We start from the raw sequence: 15,982 nt of genomic DNA on the forward strand, positions 1-15,982 counted from the left end.
GGTGTCACTGATACACCGAGGTGATGCTATCGCAGGCAAGCCAGCTCCCACACAAGCCCGCTTTCATGCAGGTTTATCTTGGGCCGGAAACCACCAGCATCTGCCCAGGCTTGAGCGCCTGGCCGGTACGCGGGTTCCAGCGCTTGAGGTGTTGCATCTCTACGTTGAAGCGCTTGGCGACGATATACAGCGAGTCGCCTTTCTGGACCTTGTACTGCACCGGCTTCTTGCTGTCGGCCTTGGCCACCAGCTTGCGCGTGTCCTGCATTACCAGGGTCTGGCCGACTTTGAGGGCCTGGCCGTTGAGCTTGTTCCAGCGTTGCAGGTCATGCACATCGACCTTGTTCGCCTTGGCGATCAGCGTCAGGTTGTCGCCGCTACGCACTTTGTAACTGCGCGTGCGTCCGGCGACCCGTGCGCTCTCGACTTCGTCGAACACCTGCTTTTTCGGGCGCATTGCCAACAACTCTTCGGGCTTCATCGTCGAAAGCGTGCTGGTGAGCAACTGCGCCTTGGAGCTTGGCACCAGCAAATGCTGGGGACCGTCCAGGGTGGTACGTTGTTTCAGGGCCGGGTTGAGCTGGAACAGTTCGTCTTCGTCGATTTCGGCCAGCGCCGCGACCCGTGACAGGTCCATGCTTTGCTTGACTTCAACCACTTCGAAATACGGCTGGTTGGCGATGGGGTTCAGGTTGACGCCGTAGGCCTCGGGGGCCAGCACCACCTGGGACAGCGCCAGGAACTTGGGCACGTAGTCCCGGGTTTCCTGGGGCAGGGGCAGGTTCCAGTAGTCGGTGGGCAGGCCCAGCTTCTCGTTGCGCTCGATGGCGCGGCTGACCGTACCTTCACCCGCGTTATACGCCGCGAGGGCCAGCAACCAGTCGCCGTTGAACATATCGTGCAGGCGGGTCAGGTAGTCCAGGGCGGCGGTGGTGGAAGCGGTGATGTCGCGGCGGCCATCGTAGGCGCGGGTCTGGCGCAGGTTGAAGTAGCGCCCGGTGGAGGGAATGAACTGCCACAGGCCGACCGCATCGCTGCGCGAATAGGCCATTGGGTTGTAGGCACTTTCAATCACTGGCAGCAGCGCCAGCTCCAGGGGCATGTTGCGTTCTTCAAGGCGTTCGACGATGTAATGAATGTAGAGACTGCCGCGTTCGCCGGCGTTCTCCAGAAAGGACGGGTTGCTGGCGAACCACAGGCGCTGTTGCTCGATGCGTGGGTTGACGCCTACACCGTCCTGCAATTGAAAGCCCCGGCGCATGCGTTCCCAGACATCCTGGGGCACTTCGGGGCTGGGCTTCTCTGAGAGCCAGATGGGTTTCTGCTTGATCTTGGCAGCAAGATTCGGTTTGGGTTGCACGGTGGATTGTGCAGCGAAATGAGTCGATTGGCAGCCCGCCAGAGTCGCGGACACAGCCACCGCCACAGCTTGAGCCAGGCGGGTCAATGCGTCTGAAGAAATGGATTTACGAATAGATGACGACATTGGCTGGAAGTAAGTTCCGGGCAAAAATGTCGGGCGATTCTAGAAAGCGCCCGGGTTCCGGTCAACCATTCAGAAATTGCGTATCAGATTGCATCCACTTAGAACTTATCTTTCCAGGCCCGCAAACTGGCAAACACCTCGGCCCCAGAGCGGTTGTCGCGACCGTTCCGTTCGTCCGCTTTTTGTTTAACGGATGTTTCAGCGGTGCGCAGGAAGGGATTTGTGCGTTTTTCCAAGGCCAGGTTGGACGGCAACGTTATCTCGCCGTTAGCCCGAAGTTGGCGGACGTTCTCCACGCGTTCGGCGATATCGGCGTTATCCGGTTCCACTGCCTGGGCAAATTTGAGATTGCTTTGGGTGTATTCATGGGTGCAGTACACCAGCGTCTCCGCGGGCAAGGCGGCCAGGCGCTCTAGTGAGCTGTGCATCTGCTCCGGCGTCCCTTCGAACAGGCGACCGCAGCCGGCCGCAAACAAGGTGTCGCCGCAGAACAGCACGCCGGCATGATAAAAGGCGATATGCCCCAAGGTATGGCCGGGTACGGCAAACACGTCGAAGTCCAGCCCCAGCACCTGGATGCGGTCGTTGTCGTTCAGCGCCACATCCCGTGCCGGGATCTTCTCGCTCGCCGGGCCATACACCCTGGCATCGGTTGCGCCCTTGAGCTGTTCGACACCGCCAACGTGGTCGTGGTGATGATGGGTGATCAGGATGTCGCCGAGGGTCCAGCCGGGGTTTTGCTCGAGCCAGGCCAGCACGGGCGCGGCATCGCCGGGGTCGACCACGGCGCAGCGCCGGGTCTGTGGGTCTTGTAACAACCAGATGTAGTTATCGGTGAAGGCGGGCAGGGCACTGATCTGTATCATTCTTCGATTCGCCAAGCTGGACACATTGGTGCATCTTAGAACGTATAGGCGAGTTGGAGAATGCAATGACTGATAAAGCGTTCGCCCAGGCCGATCCCGAGTGGCTGGCCCTGATCGGCGCCGCCCGAGAATGGCTGTCCGGGCCGATCGGGCAATTTTTGCTGGATGAAGAACGGCGCATGCTCGAAGACGAGCTGGGTCGGTTCTTTGGCGGCTATCTCGTGCATTACGGTCCGTCGGCGCAGACGCCACCGTGCGCACCGCAGGTGCAACGCAATGTACGCCTCGGCGCGCCGTTGCCCGGCGTGGAGATCGTCTGCGAGGAGCAGGCCTGGCCCTTGAGCGAACACGCCGCCGACGTGGTGGTGCTGCAACATGGCCTGGATTTCTGCCTGTCGCCCCATGGCTTGCTGCGCGAAGCCGCCAGCAGCGTGCGCCCTGGTGGCCATTTGCTGATTATCGGAATAAACCCCTGGAGCAGTTGGGGCCTGCGCCATGTCTTCGCCCATGATGGCTTGCGCCAGGCGCGTTGCATCTCGCCTTCACGGGTGGGGGACTGGCTGAACCTGCTGGGCTTCGCGCTGGAGAAACGCCGCTTCGGATGCTATCGTCCGCCGCTTGCCTCGGCCAAGTGGCAAGCCCGCCTGGCCGGCTGGGAACGCCGCGCCGGCGCCTGGCAACTGTCGGGAGGCGGCTTCTATCTATTGGTCGCCCGCAAAATCGTGGTCGGGCTGCGTCCGGTGCGCCAGGTGCAGCGTCAGCCCGTGGGCAAGCTGCTGCCGATGCCGATGGCCAAAGTCAATCGCAAGCAAAGCGAACCCTAAACCTTTTTTGATTTCAGACCCCGCCTGTCTTGATGGATGCTACCGAATGACCGATACCGTAGAACTCTTCACCGATGGCGCCTGCAAGGGCAACCCGGGCCCCGGCGGCTGGGGCGCCTTGCTGGTGTGCAAAGGCGTCGAGAAGGAACTGTGGGGCGGCGAGGCCAACACCACCAACAACCGCATGGAACTGCTCGGCGCCATCCGTGGCCTCGAAGAGCTTAAGCGCCGCTGCGACGTGCTGCTGGTGACTGACTCGCAATACGTGATGAAAGGCATCAACGAGTGGATGGTCAACTGGAAGAAGCGCGGCTGGAAAACCGCAGCCAAGGAGCCGGTGAAAAACGCCGACCTGTGGCAATTGCTCGACGAACAATGCAATCGCCATAACATCACCTGGAAATGGGTGCGCGGTCACATCGGCCACCCCGGCAACGAACGCGCCGACCAGTTGGCCAACCGGGGCGTGGATGAAGTGCGGGGTTACAAGCAGAGCTGATGCCGGCTCACGTGCTAACATCGCGTCCTTTGATTGACACCACACCGTTGAGAGCTGAACCCTGATGGCCATCCGATCTGTTGTACTCGATACCGAAACCACCGGCATGCCGGTGACCGATGGCCACCGGATCATCGAAATCGGCTGCGTCGAACTGTTGGGTCGGCGCCTCACCGGTCGCCATTTTCACGTTTACCTGCAACCGGACCGCGACAGTGACGAGGGCGCGATCGGCGTCCACGGCATCACCGATGAGTTCCTCAAGGGCAAGCCACGCTTTGCCGAAGTCGCCGATGAGTTCTTCGAGTTCATCGACGGAGCGCAACTGATCATTCATAACGCGGCGTTCGACGTCGGCTTCATCAATAACGAATTCGCCCTGATGGGACAGACGGAGCGTGCGGATCTTTCCCAGCACTGCTCGATCCTCGACACCTTGATGATGGCCCGCGAGCGTCACCCGGGTCAGCGCAATAGTCTGGATGCCCTGTGCAAACGCTACGGCGTCGACAACTCCGGTCGTGAGTTGCACGGCGCATTGCTCGACTCCGAGATCCTGGCCGACGTCTACCTGGCAATGACCGGCGGGCAAACCAGCCTGTCCCTGGCCGGTAATGCGTCCGACGGCAGCGGTTCGGCGGAAGGCGCGGGCAATCGCCCATCGGAAATCCGCCGTTTGCCGGCCGACCGCAAGCCCACCACGATCATCCGCGCCAGCGAGCAGGACCTGGCCGAACATGCGGCACGCCTGGAAGCCATCGCCAAGTCGGCGGGCGCGCCGGCGTTGTGGTCGACCCTGACTCAACAATGACACAACCCTGTAGGAGCCCGGCTTGCCGGCAAGCCAGCTCCCACAGTTGAGCTTCACGGCTTTCAAAATCTTCATTCGCGTCATCGCCCCCAAGCTTCTACCCTTGAGTGCATAGCCATCAGGACTCCAAGCACTCATGTACAAAGACCTGAAGTTCCCGGTTCTGATCGTGCACCGCGACATCAAGGCCGACACCGTCGCCGGTGATCGGGTTCGAGGTATCGCCCGGGAGCTGGAACAGGAAGGCTTCAGTATCGTCGAAGCGGTGGATTACGCCGAGGGTCGTCTGGTGGCCTCAACCCATCATGGCCTGGCCTGCATGCTGATCGCCGCCGAGGGCGCGGGGGAAAATACCCATCTGCTGCAAAACATGGTCGAACTGATCCGCCTGGCGCGGGTGAGGGCGCCCAGCCTGCCGATCTTTGCCCTTGGCGAGCGAGTCACGCTGGAAAACGCGCCGGCCGATGCCATGAGCGAGCTCAATCAACTGCGCGGCATCCTTTACCTGTTCGAAGACACCGTGCCGTTTCTGGCCCGGCAGGTGGCGCGCGCTGCCCGTACCTACCTGGATGGCTTGCTGCCACCGTTCTTCAAGGCACTGGTGCAACACACCGCCGACTCCAATTATTCCTGGCACACACCTGGTCATGGTGGTGGCGTGGCTTATCGCAAAAGCCCGGTGGGGCAGGCGTTCCATCAGTTTTTCGGGGAAAATACCCTGCGTTCGGACCTGTCGGTCTCGGTGCCCGAGCTGGGTTCATTGCTGGACCACACCGGTCCGCTGGCCGACGCTGAAGCCCGCGCCGCGCGTAATTTTGGCGCCGACCACACGTTCTTTGTGATCAATGGTACATCCACCGCGAACAAGATCGTCTGGCACTCCATGGTCGGTCGCGATGACCTGGTTCTGGTGGACCGCAACTGCCACAAGTCGGTGCTGCATTCGATCATCATGACCGGCGCGATCCCGCTGTACCTGTGCCCGGAACGCAACGAACTGGGCATCATCGGCCCGATTCCCCTGAGTGAATTCAGTCCCGACTCGATCCATGCCAAGATCGAGGCCAGCCCCTTGACCCGGGGCCGGCCAGCCAGGGTGAAGATGGCCGTGGTGACCAATTCCACCTACGACGGGCTGTGCTACAACGCCGAACTGATCAAGCAGCAACTGGGCAACAGTGTCGAGGTGTTGCACTTTGACGAAGCCTGGTATGCCTATGCCGCCTTTCACGAGTTTTTCGCCGGGCGCTACGGCATGGGCACTTCGCGCACGCCGGACAGCCCGCTGGTGTTCACCACGCACTCCACCCACAAGCTGCTGGCGGCCTTCAGTCAGGCGTCGATGATCCACGTGCAGGACGGCGGCGCGCGTCAACTGGACCGTGACCGCTTCAACGAAGCGTTCATGATGCATATCTCCACTTCACCGCAATACAGCATCATCGCTTCGCTGGACGTGGCGTCGGCGATGATGGAAGGCCCGGCCGGGCGCTCGCTGCTGCAAGAGATGTTCGACGAGGCGCTGAGCTTTCGTCGTGCCCTGGCCAACCTGCGCCAGCACATCGCCGCCGAAGACTGGTGGTTTTCCATCTGGCAGCCGCCGTCGGTGGCCGGTATCGACCGGGTGGCCACGGCGGATTGGTTGCTGCAACCCCAGGATGATTGGCATGGCTTTGGCGACGTGGCTGAAGACTACGTGCTGCTGGATCCGATCAAGGTCACTTTGGTGATGCCGGGTCTCAATGCTGGAGGCGCGTTGAGCGAGTGCGGAATTCCCGCTGCGGTGGTCAGCAAGTTCCTGTGGGAGCGTGGGCTGGTGGTGGAGAAGACCGGGTTGTATTCCTTCCTCGTGCTGTTTTCCATGGGCATCACCAAGGGCAAATGGAGTACCTTGCTCACCGAGTTGCTGGAGTTCAAACGCAACTATGACGCCAACGTCAGCCTGGCCAGTTGTTTGCCATCGGTGTTCGCCCAAGGCCCGGTGCGTTATCAAGGCCTGGGGTTGCGCGACCTGTGCAACCAATTGCACAGTTGCTACCGCAGCAATGCCACCGCCAAACACCTCAAGCGCATGTACACGGTGTTGCCGGAAATCGCGATGAAGCCGGCCGACGCCTACGACCAACTGGTCAAGGGTGAAGTGGAGGCGGTACCCATCGATGCCTTGTCAGGGCGTATCGCAGCGGTGATGCTGGTGCCGTATCCGCCGGGCATTCCGTTGATCATGCCGGGGGAGCGCTTTACCGAGTCGACGCGGTCGATCATCGATTACCTGGCGTTTGCCCGGACGTTCGATAGCGGTTTCCCCGGTTTTGTCGCGGATGTTCATGGGTTGCAACACGAAGATGACGGCAGTGGCCGTTGTTACACGGTTGACTGCATCAAGGGTTAAGGATGGTTATGCACGCTGTTATGACGCCGAAATACCCGGGGCTCACTGTCCGGGTCGCCGACGAGGGCTTCGATGCCTACGTGTGGGGCAACGACTTCAGCTTTGAGGTCAATGCCTACGGCGAGCCGCAGATGGGCAAGCGGGTCGATCAATGGCCGGTGGAGCGCATCTTGCCGTACCGCAAGTGCTACGGCATCGACCCGGAAGAGTTCGCCAGCTTTCGCGATGCACCGGACAGTGCGATCTTCATGGCCTTTCTCGATGATCGCGCGGTGGGGCATATCGTGGTCAGCACCAACTGGAACGGCTTCGCCCATGTCGACGAACTGGCGGTGGCCTTGCCTGCACGGCGCCACGGCGTGGCGAAAGCCTTGCTCGATGTGGCGCAGTTCTGGAGCCGCAAGAAAAACCTGCCGGGCATGATGCTGGAAACCCAGAACAACAACCTCGGCGCCTGCCGCCTGTATGAGCGTTGCGGCTATGTGATGGGCGGGATCGACCACTTGCGTTATCGCGGGATCGATCCGCAGACCCGCGAGGTGGCGATCTTCTGGTACCGGCTGTTCAAGACCGAAACCGGCAAATCCTAACCTGCCAACAGGCTTTCCGCTTTCTGTGTGACGATCTCCAGCAGTGCGTTCAACGCGGGGGACGTCACGGCATTCTTCAATGTGAGCGCATACAGGCTGACCATGATCGGCGGCGACACCGGGCATGCGTCCAGCCCTGCCTCGCGCGCGCCGCAGGCGGTAAACGGGTCGACAATCGCCAGGCCTTCCCCGGCCTCGACCATGCTGCGCATCATCTGGTACGTCTGCACCCGCGTCTGCACCACCGGCAGCGGACGCAGGGCCTGCAGTTTGGCATCGAGCAGGCGACTGAGCGGATCTTGCCCCTCCAGCCCGATCATCGATTGCCCGGCCAGCTCTTGCAGCGCCATGTATTTCTGTTTGGGTTTCAGCCAGCCGTGGGGCGCCAGCAACTGGAGCTTGCCTTGCGCCAGTACCGTGCTCTGGATTTGCGGGTGTTCCGGATCGTGCAGGCTCAAGCCCACCTCGGCTTCGTGCAGCAACAGGCTCCTGACGATCTCGCGGGTGGGCTGGCTCGACAGGTTGCACGGTGTGTCCTGGAAACGACGGCGCAGCGCTGCGATGCTTTGCGGCAGCAACTGGTTGGCCAGCGGCGGTGTGCAGAGGGTGCGCAGGGTTGGGGCGTGATGGTGTTTCAGGCGGCTGGCCAGGCGTTGTACCGGTTCCAGTGCTTCATACAATGGCGCGATTGCGGCTTGCAGCTCCAGTGTTTCCCGGGTCGGCTGCAGGCGTCCGCGCACACTGGCAAAGAGCATGAAGCCCAGTTGTTGTTCGGCTTCCTTGAGCGCGGCGTCTACATCGCCCACGGGGAGTTGCAACCATTCGGCCGCCAAGCCTGGGTGTCCGGTCTGCAAAATGGCCTGAATCACTTCGATATGACGTAAACGCATGGCCGGAGTCTATGTGCAGCGCGGTGGGGATTCAATAGAATGGCCGCGTTGATCATCAATGACCAAAGCCGGCTATCGGCATATACAACAAAAACAGGTCCGGTCTCACATGCCTCTACCCTCGACATTCCTCGGGGTAACGGCCAAACAACTGCTGGTCCTGGTGACCATGGGTTGTGCGGCTGCTTATCTCCTCGACATGCAAGACGACACCACGCCGGAAACTCTCGCCCTTGAGGCCTTTATCCGCTCCGAGCAACAGGTGGCCGAGCAGGTGGGTACGGTACTGGACGTGGCCTTGGTCAGGCAGGTGATTGCACATCCAGGTTATGAGCGCGTGGGTTACCAGCGTTCGATGTACGCCGTTGAAGGCGAGCGGGGGCGCTTGATGGTGACGCTGAAGAAGGTCGACGGAGAGTCTGCGATCGAAGTGACGGAGATACGCCGTCCGTGATCGCCCCGGCCCAGTCGATGCCGTCAATGGCCAGGACTGAGCAGGTGGATGAGGCAAGTTGCTACGAGGCGAGAGTGGTTTCTGATTCGCGGACGATAATGGTCCCCGACTGGATCAGTTTGAATTCATCGCCCTCCAGTTTTTCTACACGATCGCCAATGGCCAGCTTGTAGGTGGTGGAGGGCGCCGAGCCAACCAGGTCGCCTTGCGCCGGGTTGGATTCCTGGAACTCATGCACCGAATACACACGTCCTTCTGCGTCTCTGGCATGGAACTGTCCGACAAGTACTGCAGCCATCTGTTTAGAACCTCTGGAGATAAACACTCGATTTGCGGTTCTGTAGACCGTCAGGTGGCGGGGTAGTTTACCTACAAGAAAAAAATACTATTCCGTGATGAGTTCAGATCCGTCCTACGCAAGCCCGGCAAATCACACCCCGATGAATATAAAAAAACCTGCTGGTGCGCACGCCGTCGAGACTCTATAACTACAAGCTCCTTAGTCAGACGTCGGGAGAAGCAGATGAGCAAGGTTTATACGATTGCCGTTCTGGTAGGCAGCTTGAGAAAGGACTCGATCAACCGCAAGGTTGCCTTGGCCCTGGCCGAACTGGCCCCCGCCAACCTCAAGCTGAATATCCTCGAAATCGGCGATTTGCCCCTCTACAACGAAGATATCGACGGCGCGACGCCGCCCGCCGCCTACGGCACGTTCCGCAAACAGCTGGGCGGGGCCGACGCGGTGCTGTTCGTGACCCCGGAATACAACCGCTCGATACCGGCGCCGTTGAAGAATGCTATCGACGTGGGCTCGCGTCCTTACGGGCAAAGCGCGTGGAGCGGTAAACCCGGAGCGATCATCAGCGTGTCGCCGGGGGCCATCGGCGGGTTTGGCGCCAACCATCATCTGCGCCAATCCCTGGTGTTTCTCGATGTTCCCTGCATGCAGCAACCGGAAGCCTATCTGGGGGGCGCGGGCAATATTTTCGATGACGCGGGCAAGATTTCGGAAAAGACCAGGCCGTTCCTGCAAGCGTTTATCAACGCCTATGGCCAATGGGTGGAAAAGCACAAGGCTTGATGGGCAAAGGCGTTCAACGTGTGGGAGCGGGCAAGCCCGCTCCCATATCGGGTCTAGCGCAACCAGTTGGTACGTGCCAGCTCGATGACTTCGTCGCCGCGTCCGCTCATTACCGCCTTGAGCATGTACAGGCTGAACCCCTTGGCCTGTTCCAGCTTGATCGTCGGCGGCATCACCAGTTCCTGGGTCGCGGTGACCACATCCACCAGCACCGGCCCGTCATGGGCCAATGCGCGACGCAGGGCAGGCTCCAGGTCTTCGGATTGCTCCACGCGTATGCCCAGGATGCCCATCGCATTGGACATCGCCGCGAAGTCCGGATTTTTCAGCTCGGTGCCGGTGTCCAGGTAGCCCGCGGCTTTCATTTCCATGGCGACAAAGCCCAGCGAAGCGTTGTCGAAAACCACGACTTTGACCGGCAGGTTCAACTGCGCCAGTGAGATGAAGTCCCCCATCAGCATGGCGAAGCCGCCGTCGCCGGACATCGAGATCACTTGCCGTCCGGGAAACGCTGCCTGCGCACCGATGGCCTGGGGCATGGCGTTGGCCATGGAGCCATGGTTGAACGAGCCGATCAGGCGACGCTTGCCGTTCATTTTCAGGTAGCGCGCGGCCCACACGGTAGGAGAGCCGACATCGGCGGTGAAAATCGCATCCTCGTCGGCCAGTTCACTGAGCAGGCGTGCCACATATTGCGGGTGAATCGGGCGATCGGCTTTGGATGGCTGCGCCAAGTCATCCAGGCCTTGGCGGGCTTTCTCGTAGTGCTTCAGTGAGGTGTCGAGGAAGCTGCGGTCAGCTTTGCGCGTCAGCCGGGGCAGCAACGCGTCGATCGTTTCGCGCACATCCGCCGCGATGCCCAGGTCCAATGTGGCGCGGCGGCCCAGGGCCTGCGGGTTGCGGTCGACCTGGATGATCTTCGCGTCGGTGGGGTAGAACTGGCGATAGGGGAAGTCGGTGCCGAGCATGACCAGCGTGTCGCAGTCGAGCATCGCGTGGTAACCGGAGCTGAAGCCGATCAGGCCGGTCATGCCCACATCGAACGGGTTGTCCCACTCCACATGTTCCTTGCCGCGCAGTGCATGCACCACCGGTGCGCCGAGGGCGTCGGCCAGTGCCACCACTTGATCATGGGCCCCGGCGCAACCGCTGCCGCACAGCAGGGTGACTTTTTCGCTGTTCTGGAGCAGGTCGGTGAGTTGTTGCAGGTCTTGCTCGGCAGGCAATGTGCGTGGCGCGTGCAGCGCGGGCCAGGGTTTGACGCTGTCTTCGACTTCCAGCAATGACACGTCGCCTGGAATCACCACCACGGCCACGCCGCGATTGAGGATTGCCGAGCGCATCGCGCGGTGCAGCACTTGGGGCATCTGCGCGGGGTTGGTCACCAGTTCGATAAAGTGGCTGCACTCCTTGAACAGTTCCTGGGGGTGGGTTTCCTGGAAGTAGTTCAGGCCGATCTCCGAGGACGGGATCTGCGCCGCGATGGCCAGTACGGGCACGTGGTTGCGATGGCAGTCGAACAGGCCGTTGATCAAGTGCAGGTTGCCCGGGCCGCAACTGCCGGCGCACACCGTCAGTTCGCCGGTAGCGGCCGCTTCGGCCCCGGCGGCAAACGCTGCCACTTCTTCGTGGCGCACATGCATCCACTCGATGCTGTCCATGCTGCGCAAGGCGTCGGTGAGGCCGTTGAGGCTGTCGCCGGTCAGGCCCCAGATACGCTGGATGCCCGCCTGTTCGAGGGTGTTCGCCAGTTGCCGGGCCAGGTTGATCTTCGCCATGAAGCACTCCAATGGTCAGTGAGGTTAAAAACGACTGATCAATAGGGGACAGTTCGATCACGGCGAATGCTCACCCTTTAATGTGAAGATTGCGTCATCGCCGCACGGTATTGGCGGGTACGCCGGGCAATGAACCATTGGTCGCGCACCAGTGCCACGCACGGCCGAACATCAGCCCTTGGCGCGTGGCCGTGACTGAGACGACGCATCTGGTAGCGCACCACGGCCAGGGTGGCGAGTGCGGCCAGGGGCTTGCGCTGCCAACTGATCGGCTTGAGTTGCGGGTTGAGGTCGCGGCCCTCGCGCCAGTGTTTGAGCAACTGAGGCTCCAGGGTCAACGCTGTGGCGATGCCGGCCATGGCGATGCCGCTGTCCAGCACCTGTTGCACGATGGGCAGGCGGCGAATGCCGCCGGTGACCATCAAGGGCATCGTGGCGATAGCGGCCAGTTCCTTGGCGAACTCCAGGAAGTACGCCTCGCGCGCCAGGGTGCGGCCATCCCGCGCTTCGCCTTGCATGGCCGGTGCTTCATAGCTGCCACCGGACAGCTCCAGCAGGTCGATGGGCAGTGGGTTCAGCAGCTCGACCACGGCGCGGGCGTCGGCCTCTGCAAAACCGCCGCGCTGAAAGTCCGCGGAGTTGAGCTTGACCGCCACACAAAACGACGGGCTGACACTGGCCCGCACGGCCCGGATCACTTCCAGCAACAACCGCGCACGGTTTTCCAGGGAGCCGCCCCAGCGGTCAGTGCGCTGGTTGCTCAGGGGCGACAGGAACTGGCTGAGCAAGTACCCATGGGCGCCATGGATTTGCACCCCGGTAAACCCGGCTTTTTCGGCCAGGCGCGCGCTGGTGGCGAAACGCTCGATCACATCCTGAATGTCGTCTTCGGTCATGGCCCGGGGCTTGGCGAACATCTTCGAGAAACCGCCCAGGTCCAGCGCCACCGCAGACGGCGCAATGGCGAGCTGACGCAGATTGCCGGGCGTCTGCCGCCCGGGATGGCTGAGCTGTACCCAGAAGTGCACGCCTTTGGCCCGCGCCACGTCGGCCCATTCGCGGAAGCTGTCCAGATGCTGTTCATCCTCCAGGGCCACGCCACCCGGGCCGGTCATGGCGCGGCGGTCGATCATTACGTTACCGGTGATCAGCAGGCCGGGCTCACCGTCGGCCCAGGTCTTGTACAGCCGCTTCAGCTCGCGGGACGGTGCTTGCCGGGCATCGGCCATATTTTCTTCCATCGCCGCCTTGGCGATACGGTTCGATAACACTTGGCCATTGGGCAGTTGCAGGGCTTCAAAGGGGGACATGGGTTGACTCCTGAGCGAGGGAGGCCTCAGGCTAAGCTTAAAGTTAACTTTAATGTCAAGCAGGGTTGGACGATGAATATCGGTGAGTTGGCAAAACAGAGTGGGCTGGCGGCGTCGCGCATCCGTTTCTATGAGGCGCAAGGCTTGATCAGTCAGGTGGGGCGCCAGGCCAATGGCTATCGACGTTATTCAGAGGAGGCGCTGCAAACCCTGCAACTGATCCAAAGTGCGCAACAGGCCGGGTTCACTTTGCAGGAGCTTAAGGCATTGATGCCGGCACCGGGCGAGCACAAACGCGACGAATTGATCGAGGCATTGGAGCGCAAGGTCGCTCAGATTGAGGTGATGCAGACGCAACTGGCGCAAAACAAGGCGCAATTGCTGGGAGTGATCGAGGCCGTGCGAGCGCACCCGGCCGATGTGCCGTGTTCCATGGGGCAGAAGCAGGTGCTGGCGTCGATCAAGCTCAGCGTCTGATCATTCCCACGCTCTGCGTGGGAATGCAGCCTTGGACGCTCCGCATCCCAACAGCGGACGCAGAGCGTCCGGCGAGGCATTCCCACGCGGAGTGGGAACGATCGGTCAGCGACGACGGAACAGCGGCAGCGGTTCGTCGGTAGCGGCCTGGTAGGTCACCGAGAAGTCCTTGAGGCTTTCCAGTGCCTCGTACGGGTCTTTGTCGGCCCGCAGTGCGAACGCGTCGAAGCCACAGCGGCGCAGGTAGAACAGTTGGTCACGCAGCACATCGCCAATCGCGCGCAATTCACCGGTGTAACCGTAACGGTCACGCAGCAGGCGTGCGTTGGAGTAGTTGCGACCGTCAGTGAACGCCGGGAAGTTCAGCGCGATGACCTGGAAGTGTTTCACGTCATCGCCGATTTCCTCGGCTTCTTCATCGGCGTCCAGCCATACGCCCAGTCCGCCGTCGCGGGCCTTGAGGGCGTGGCCGTGTTCGCGCCACAGTGCCAGCGGCACGATCAGATCGTCGCAGTTGGAGATGCTGTCGAAGCTCGTGTCCTTGGGCAGCAAGTGCCAGGTTTCGTCGATGACTTCGTTGTTCTTAATGATTCGCTGCATAGACGCGCTCCTTGAACAGGTCGATGCCAATGCGCTGGTAAGTGTCGATGAAGCGTTCATCTTCGGTACGTTGTTCAACGTACACGTCGATCAGCTTGGCGATCACGTCCGGCATGGCTTCCTGGGCGAAGGACGGGCCGAGGATCTTGCCCAGGCTCGCGTCACGGCTGGCGCTGCCGCCCAGGGACACTTGGTAGAATTCTTCGCCTTTCTTGTCCACGCCCAGGATGCCGATGTGGCCGACGTGGTGGTGACCGCAGGCGTTCATGCAACCGGAGATGTTCAGATCCAGCTCGCCGATATCGAACAGGTAGTCCAGGTCGTCGAAGCGACGCTGGATCGATTCGGCGATCGGGATCGACTTGGCGTTGGCCAGGGAGCAGAAATCGCCACCCGGGCAGCAGATGATGTCGGTCAGCAGGCCGATGTTCGGCGTGGCGAAACCGCCTTCGCGCAGCTCGCCCCACAGGGTGAACAGTTGGCTTTGCTCGACGTCCGCCAGAATGATGTTCTGCTCGTGGGAGGTGCGCAGTTGACCGAAGCTGTAGCGGTCGGCCAGGTCGGCGACGGCGTCCAGCTGCTTGTCGGTGATGTCGCCCGGCGCCACGCCGGTCGGCTTGAGCGACAGGGTCACGGCCACATAGCCCGGCTGCTTGTGCGCCAGGGTGTTGCGGCCACGCCAGCGGGCGAAGCCCGGATGTTCTTGATCGAGCGCTGCGAACTCGGCGTCCTGATTGCTCAGGGTCTTGTACTGCGGGTCGACGAAGTGTTTGGCCACACGGTGCACTTCAGCTTCGGTCAGGGTGGTCTGACCGCCGCGCAGGTGTTCCATCTCGGCGTCGACTTTCTGGGCGAACACCTCGGGGGTCAGCGCCTTGACCAGGATCTTGATCCGGGCCTTGTACTTGTTGTCACGACGGCCATAGCGGTTGTAGACCCGCAGGATGGCGTCGAGGTAGCTCAACAGGTCCTGCCAGGGCAGGAACTCATTGATGAAGGCGCCGACCACCGGGGTACGGCCCAGGCCGCCACCTACCAGTACGCGGAAGCCCAGCTCGCCGGCGGCGTTGTACACCGGCTCCAGGCCGATATCGTGCACTTCGATGGCTGCACGGTCCGAGGTCGAGCCATTGATGGCGATCTTGAACTTGCGCGGCAGGTAGGCGAATTCAGGGTGGAAGGTGGTCCACTGACGGACGATTTCACACCAGGGGCGCGGATCGATCAGTTCGTCGGCGGCGACACCGGCAAATTGGTCGGTGGTCACGTTGCGCAGGCAGTTACCGCTCGTCTGAATGGCGTGCATCTGCACGGTGGCCAATTCAGCCAGGATGTCCGGCACATCTTCCAGGGCCGGCCAGTTGAACTGTATGTTCTGGCGGGTACTGATGTGGGCGTAGCCTTTGTCGAAGTCGCGGGCAATCTTGGCCATCATGCGCATCTGACGGGACGTCAGTTGGCCATAGGGCACGGCCACCCGCAGCATCGGCGCAAAGCGCTGAACATAAAGGCCATTTTGCAGGCGCAGAGGGCGGAACTCTTCTTCGCTCAGCTCACCTGCCAGGTAGCGTCGGGTCTGATCACGGAACTGCTTGACGCGGTCCTCGATGATGCGCTGATCGTATTCGTCGTATACGTACATATAGGTCCTGTTCTCGGCAAATCTGCGCGCACGGCCGCGCACTCCCAACGGAGCCGGCGCACGATACCAGTTTGCGTTTATGCGCAAAAGTGAAGTTTGAGTATATGCAAAGAACCAAATCGACTAATGAGGCTGATTATCAGAAAACCCACATTTGTCATGCGGACAATCGTCAACTTTACTGTGAGCGTGTTTGAGAGCAATCACCGATAAAACCGACAAGAGGCGATGCGATGAGCAATTCAACCAAAGCCCGCAAACCCGACAGTACCGTTGATGCCT

General features: G+C 61.2%; 16 protein-coding genes. 8 read left to right on the forward strand and 8 right to left on the reverse strand.

Annotated features, from left to right (window positions below):
- Nucleotides 1–73: 73 nt before the first annotated feature.
- Both ACW9IN_RS27180 and gloB read right to left on the reverse strand, forming a co-directional pair.
- Nucleotides 74–1,486: a transglycosylase SLT domain-containing protein gene (locus tag ACW9IN_RS27180; RefSeq protein ID WP_457368753.1), complete on the reverse strand. Its 1,413-nt coding sequence runs from the start codon at nucleotides 1,484–1,486 to the stop codon at nucleotides 74–76.
- 98 nt (nucleotides 1,487–1,584) lie between these two features.
- A complete protein-coding gene (gene gloB, locus ACW9IN_RS27185; RefSeq protein ID WP_457368754.1) occupies nucleotides 1,585–2,352 on the reverse strand; it encodes a hydroxyacylglutathione hydrolase in 768 nt (255 codons plus the stop codon).
- Nucleotides 2,353–2,417: 65 nt separating this feature from the next.
- Between gloB and ACW9IN_RS27190 the strand changes: the two genes are divergently transcribed.
- The 5 genes from ACW9IN_RS27190 to ACW9IN_RS27210 all read left to right on the forward strand — a co-directional run bounded on the left by ACW9IN_RS27190 (nucleotide 2,418) and on the right by ACW9IN_RS27210 (nucleotide 7,468).
- Entirely contained in the window at nucleotides 2,418–3,176 is a 759-nt protein-coding gene (locus ACW9IN_RS27190; protein WP_457368755.1) for a class I SAM-dependent methyltransferase, read from the forward strand.
- 46 nt (nucleotides 3,177–3,222) lie between these two features.
- Nucleotides 3,223–3,675: a ribonuclease HI gene (gene rnhA, locus ACW9IN_RS27195; RefSeq protein ID WP_457368756.1), complete on the forward strand. Its 453-nt coding sequence runs from the start codon at nucleotides 3,223–3,225 to the stop codon at nucleotides 3,673–3,675.
- 70 nt (nucleotides 3,676–3,745) lie between these two features.
- Nucleotides 3,746–4,486 (forward strand): DNA polymerase III subunit epsilon, encoded by a 741-nt coding sequence (gene dnaQ / locus ACW9IN_RS27200; RefSeq protein ID WP_457368780.1) that lies wholly within the window; start codon nucleotides 3,746–3,748, stop codon nucleotides 4,484–4,486.
- A 136-nt stretch (nucleotides 4,487–4,622) separates the two neighbouring features.
- Nucleotides 4,623–6,878, forward strand: a complete 2,256-nt coding sequence (locus ACW9IN_RS27205; RefSeq protein ID WP_457368757.1) for an Orn/Lys/Arg family decarboxylase — start codon at nucleotides 4,623–4,625, stop codon at nucleotides 6,876–6,878.
- 20 nt (nucleotides 6,879–6,898) lie between these two features.
- A complete protein-coding gene (locus ACW9IN_RS27210) occupies nucleotides 6,899–7,468 on the forward strand; it encodes a GNAT family N-acetyltransferase (protein WP_457368781.1) in 570 nt (189 codons plus the stop codon).
- Here the strand turns inward: ACW9IN_RS27210 and ACW9IN_RS27215 are convergent.
- Complete coding sequence (locus ACW9IN_RS27215) at nucleotides 7,465–8,358, reverse strand: LysR substrate-binding domain-containing protein (RefSeq protein ID WP_457368758.1); 894 nt, start codon at nucleotides 8,356–8,358, stop codon at nucleotides 7,465–7,467. The two genes, ACW9IN_RS27210 and ACW9IN_RS27215, sit on opposite strands and share 4 nt — an antisense overlap.
- A gap of 109 nt (nucleotides 8,359–8,467) precedes the next feature.
- Between ACW9IN_RS27215 and ACW9IN_RS27220 the strand changes: the two genes are divergently transcribed.
- Entirely contained in the window at nucleotides 8,468–8,812 is a 345-nt protein-coding gene (locus tag ACW9IN_RS27220; protein WP_457368759.1) for a hypothetical protein, read from the forward strand.
- A 61-nt stretch (nucleotides 8,813–8,873) separates the two neighbouring features.
- Here ACW9IN_RS27220 and ACW9IN_RS27225 read toward each other — a convergent pair whose 3' ends face one another.
- A complete protein-coding gene (locus tag ACW9IN_RS27225) occupies nucleotides 8,874–9,110 on the reverse strand; it encodes a hypothetical protein (RefSeq protein ID WP_457368760.1) in 237 nt (78 codons plus the stop codon).
- A 225-nt stretch (nucleotides 9,111–9,335) separates the two neighbouring features.
- Here ACW9IN_RS27225 and ACW9IN_RS27230 point away from each other — a divergent pair, with 225 nt between their 5' ends.
- Nucleotides 9,336–9,893, forward strand: a complete 558-nt coding sequence (locus ACW9IN_RS27230) for an NADPH-dependent FMN reductase (protein ID WP_457368761.1) — start codon at nucleotides 9,336–9,338, stop codon at nucleotides 9,891–9,893.
- Between the two features lie 53 nt (nucleotides 9,894–9,946).
- Here ACW9IN_RS27230 and poxB read toward each other — a convergent pair whose 3' ends face one another.
- Together poxB and ACW9IN_RS27240 are read right to left on the reverse strand one after the other, a co-directional pair.
- Complete coding sequence (gene poxB / locus ACW9IN_RS27235) at nucleotides 9,947–11,671, reverse strand: ubiquinone-dependent pyruvate dehydrogenase (protein ID WP_457368762.1); 1,725 nt, start codon at nucleotides 11,669–11,671, stop codon at nucleotides 9,947–9,949.
- Nucleotides 11,672–11,748: 77 nt separating this feature from the next.
- Entirely contained in the window at nucleotides 11,749–12,981 is a 1,233-nt protein-coding gene (locus tag ACW9IN_RS27240) for an NADH:flavin oxidoreductase/NADH oxidase family protein (protein ID WP_457368763.1), read from the reverse strand.
- A gap of 72 nt (nucleotides 12,982–13,053) precedes the next feature.
- On the opposite strand from ACW9IN_RS27240, the gene ACW9IN_RS27245 reads away from it, so the two are divergent.
- Nucleotides 13,054–13,458, forward strand: a complete 405-nt coding sequence (locus tag ACW9IN_RS27245; RefSeq protein WP_457368764.1) for a MerR family transcriptional regulator — start codon at nucleotides 13,054–13,056, stop codon at nucleotides 13,456–13,458.
- Between the two features lie 105 nt (nucleotides 13,459–13,563).
- On the opposite strand, the gene ACW9IN_RS27250 is transcribed toward ACW9IN_RS27245, so the two are convergent.
- Nucleotides 13,564–14,058, reverse strand: coding sequence for a DUF934 domain-containing protein (locus tag ACW9IN_RS27250; RefSeq protein ID WP_457368765.1), 495 nt, complete (start codon nucleotides 14,056–14,058; stop codon nucleotides 13,564–13,566).
- Complete coding sequence (locus tag ACW9IN_RS27255; RefSeq protein ID WP_457368766.1) at nucleotides 14,042–15,700, reverse strand: nitrite/sulfite reductase; 1,659 nt, start codon at nucleotides 15,698–15,700, stop codon at nucleotides 14,042–14,044. Before ACW9IN_RS27255 ends, ACW9IN_RS27250 begins: the two co-directional genes overlap by 17 nt.
- Nucleotides 15,701–15,982 lie beyond the last annotated feature (282 nt).

The sequence above is a fragment of the Pseudomonas sp. SDO5271_S396 genome, assembly GCF_054071795.1.

Bases quoted from the DNA above. Each gene is read 5' to 3' on its own strand.
- ACW9IN_RS27180 (WP_457368753.1), bottom strand. From the start codon at position 1,486: ATGTCGTCATCTATTCGTAAATCCATTTCTTCAGACGCATTGACCCGC.
- gloB (WP_457368754.1), bottom strand. From the start codon at position 2,352: ATGATACAGATCAGTGCCCTGCCCGCCTTCACCGATAACTACATCTGG.
- ACW9IN_RS27190 (WP_457368755.1), top strand. From the start codon at position 2,418: ATGACTGATAAAGCGTTCGCCCAGGCCGATCCCGAGTGGCTGGCCCTG.
- rnhA (WP_457368756.1), top strand. From the start codon at position 3,223: ATGACCGATACCGTAGAACTCTTCACCGATGGCGCCTGCAAGGGCAAC.
- ACW9IN_RS27205 (WP_457368757.1), top strand. From the start codon at position 4,623: ATGTACAAAGACCTGAAGTTCCCGGTTCTGATCGTGCACCGCGACATC.
- ACW9IN_RS27210 (WP_457368781.1), top strand. From the start codon at position 6,899: ATGACGCCGAAATACCCGGGGCTCACTGTCCGGGTCGCCGACGAGGGC.
- ACW9IN_RS27215 (WP_457368758.1), bottom strand. From the start codon at position 8,358: ATGCGTTTACGTCATATCGAAGTGATTCAGGCCATTTTGCAGACCGGA.
- ACW9IN_RS27220 (WP_457368759.1), top strand. From the start codon at position 8,468: ATGCCTCTACCCTCGACATTCCTCGGGGTAACGGCCAAACAACTGCTG.
- ACW9IN_RS27225 (WP_457368760.1), bottom strand. From the start codon at position 9,110: ATGGCTGCAGTACTTGTCGGACAGTTCCATGCCAGAGACGCAGAAGGA.
- ACW9IN_RS27230 (WP_457368761.1), top strand. From the start codon at position 9,336: ATGAGCAAGGTTTATACGATTGCCGTTCTGGTAGGCAGCTTGAGAAAG.
- poxB (WP_457368762.1), bottom strand. From the start codon at position 11,671: ATGGCGAAGATCAACCTGGCCCGGCAACTGGCGAACACCCTCGAACAG.
- ACW9IN_RS27240 (WP_457368763.1), bottom strand. From the start codon at position 12,981: ATGTCCCCCTTTGAAGCCCTGCAACTGCCCAATGGCCAAGTGTTATCG.
- ACW9IN_RS27245 (WP_457368764.1), top strand. From the start codon at position 13,054: ATGAATATCGGTGAGTTGGCAAAACAGAGTGGGCTGGCGGCGTCGCGC.
- ACW9IN_RS27250 (WP_457368765.1), bottom strand. From the start codon at position 14,058: ATGCAGCGAATCATTAAGAACAACGAAGTCATCGACGAAACCTGGCAC.
- ACW9IN_RS27255 (WP_457368766.1), bottom strand. From the start codon at position 15,700: ATGTACGTATACGACGAATACGATCAGCGCATCATCGAGGACCGCGTC.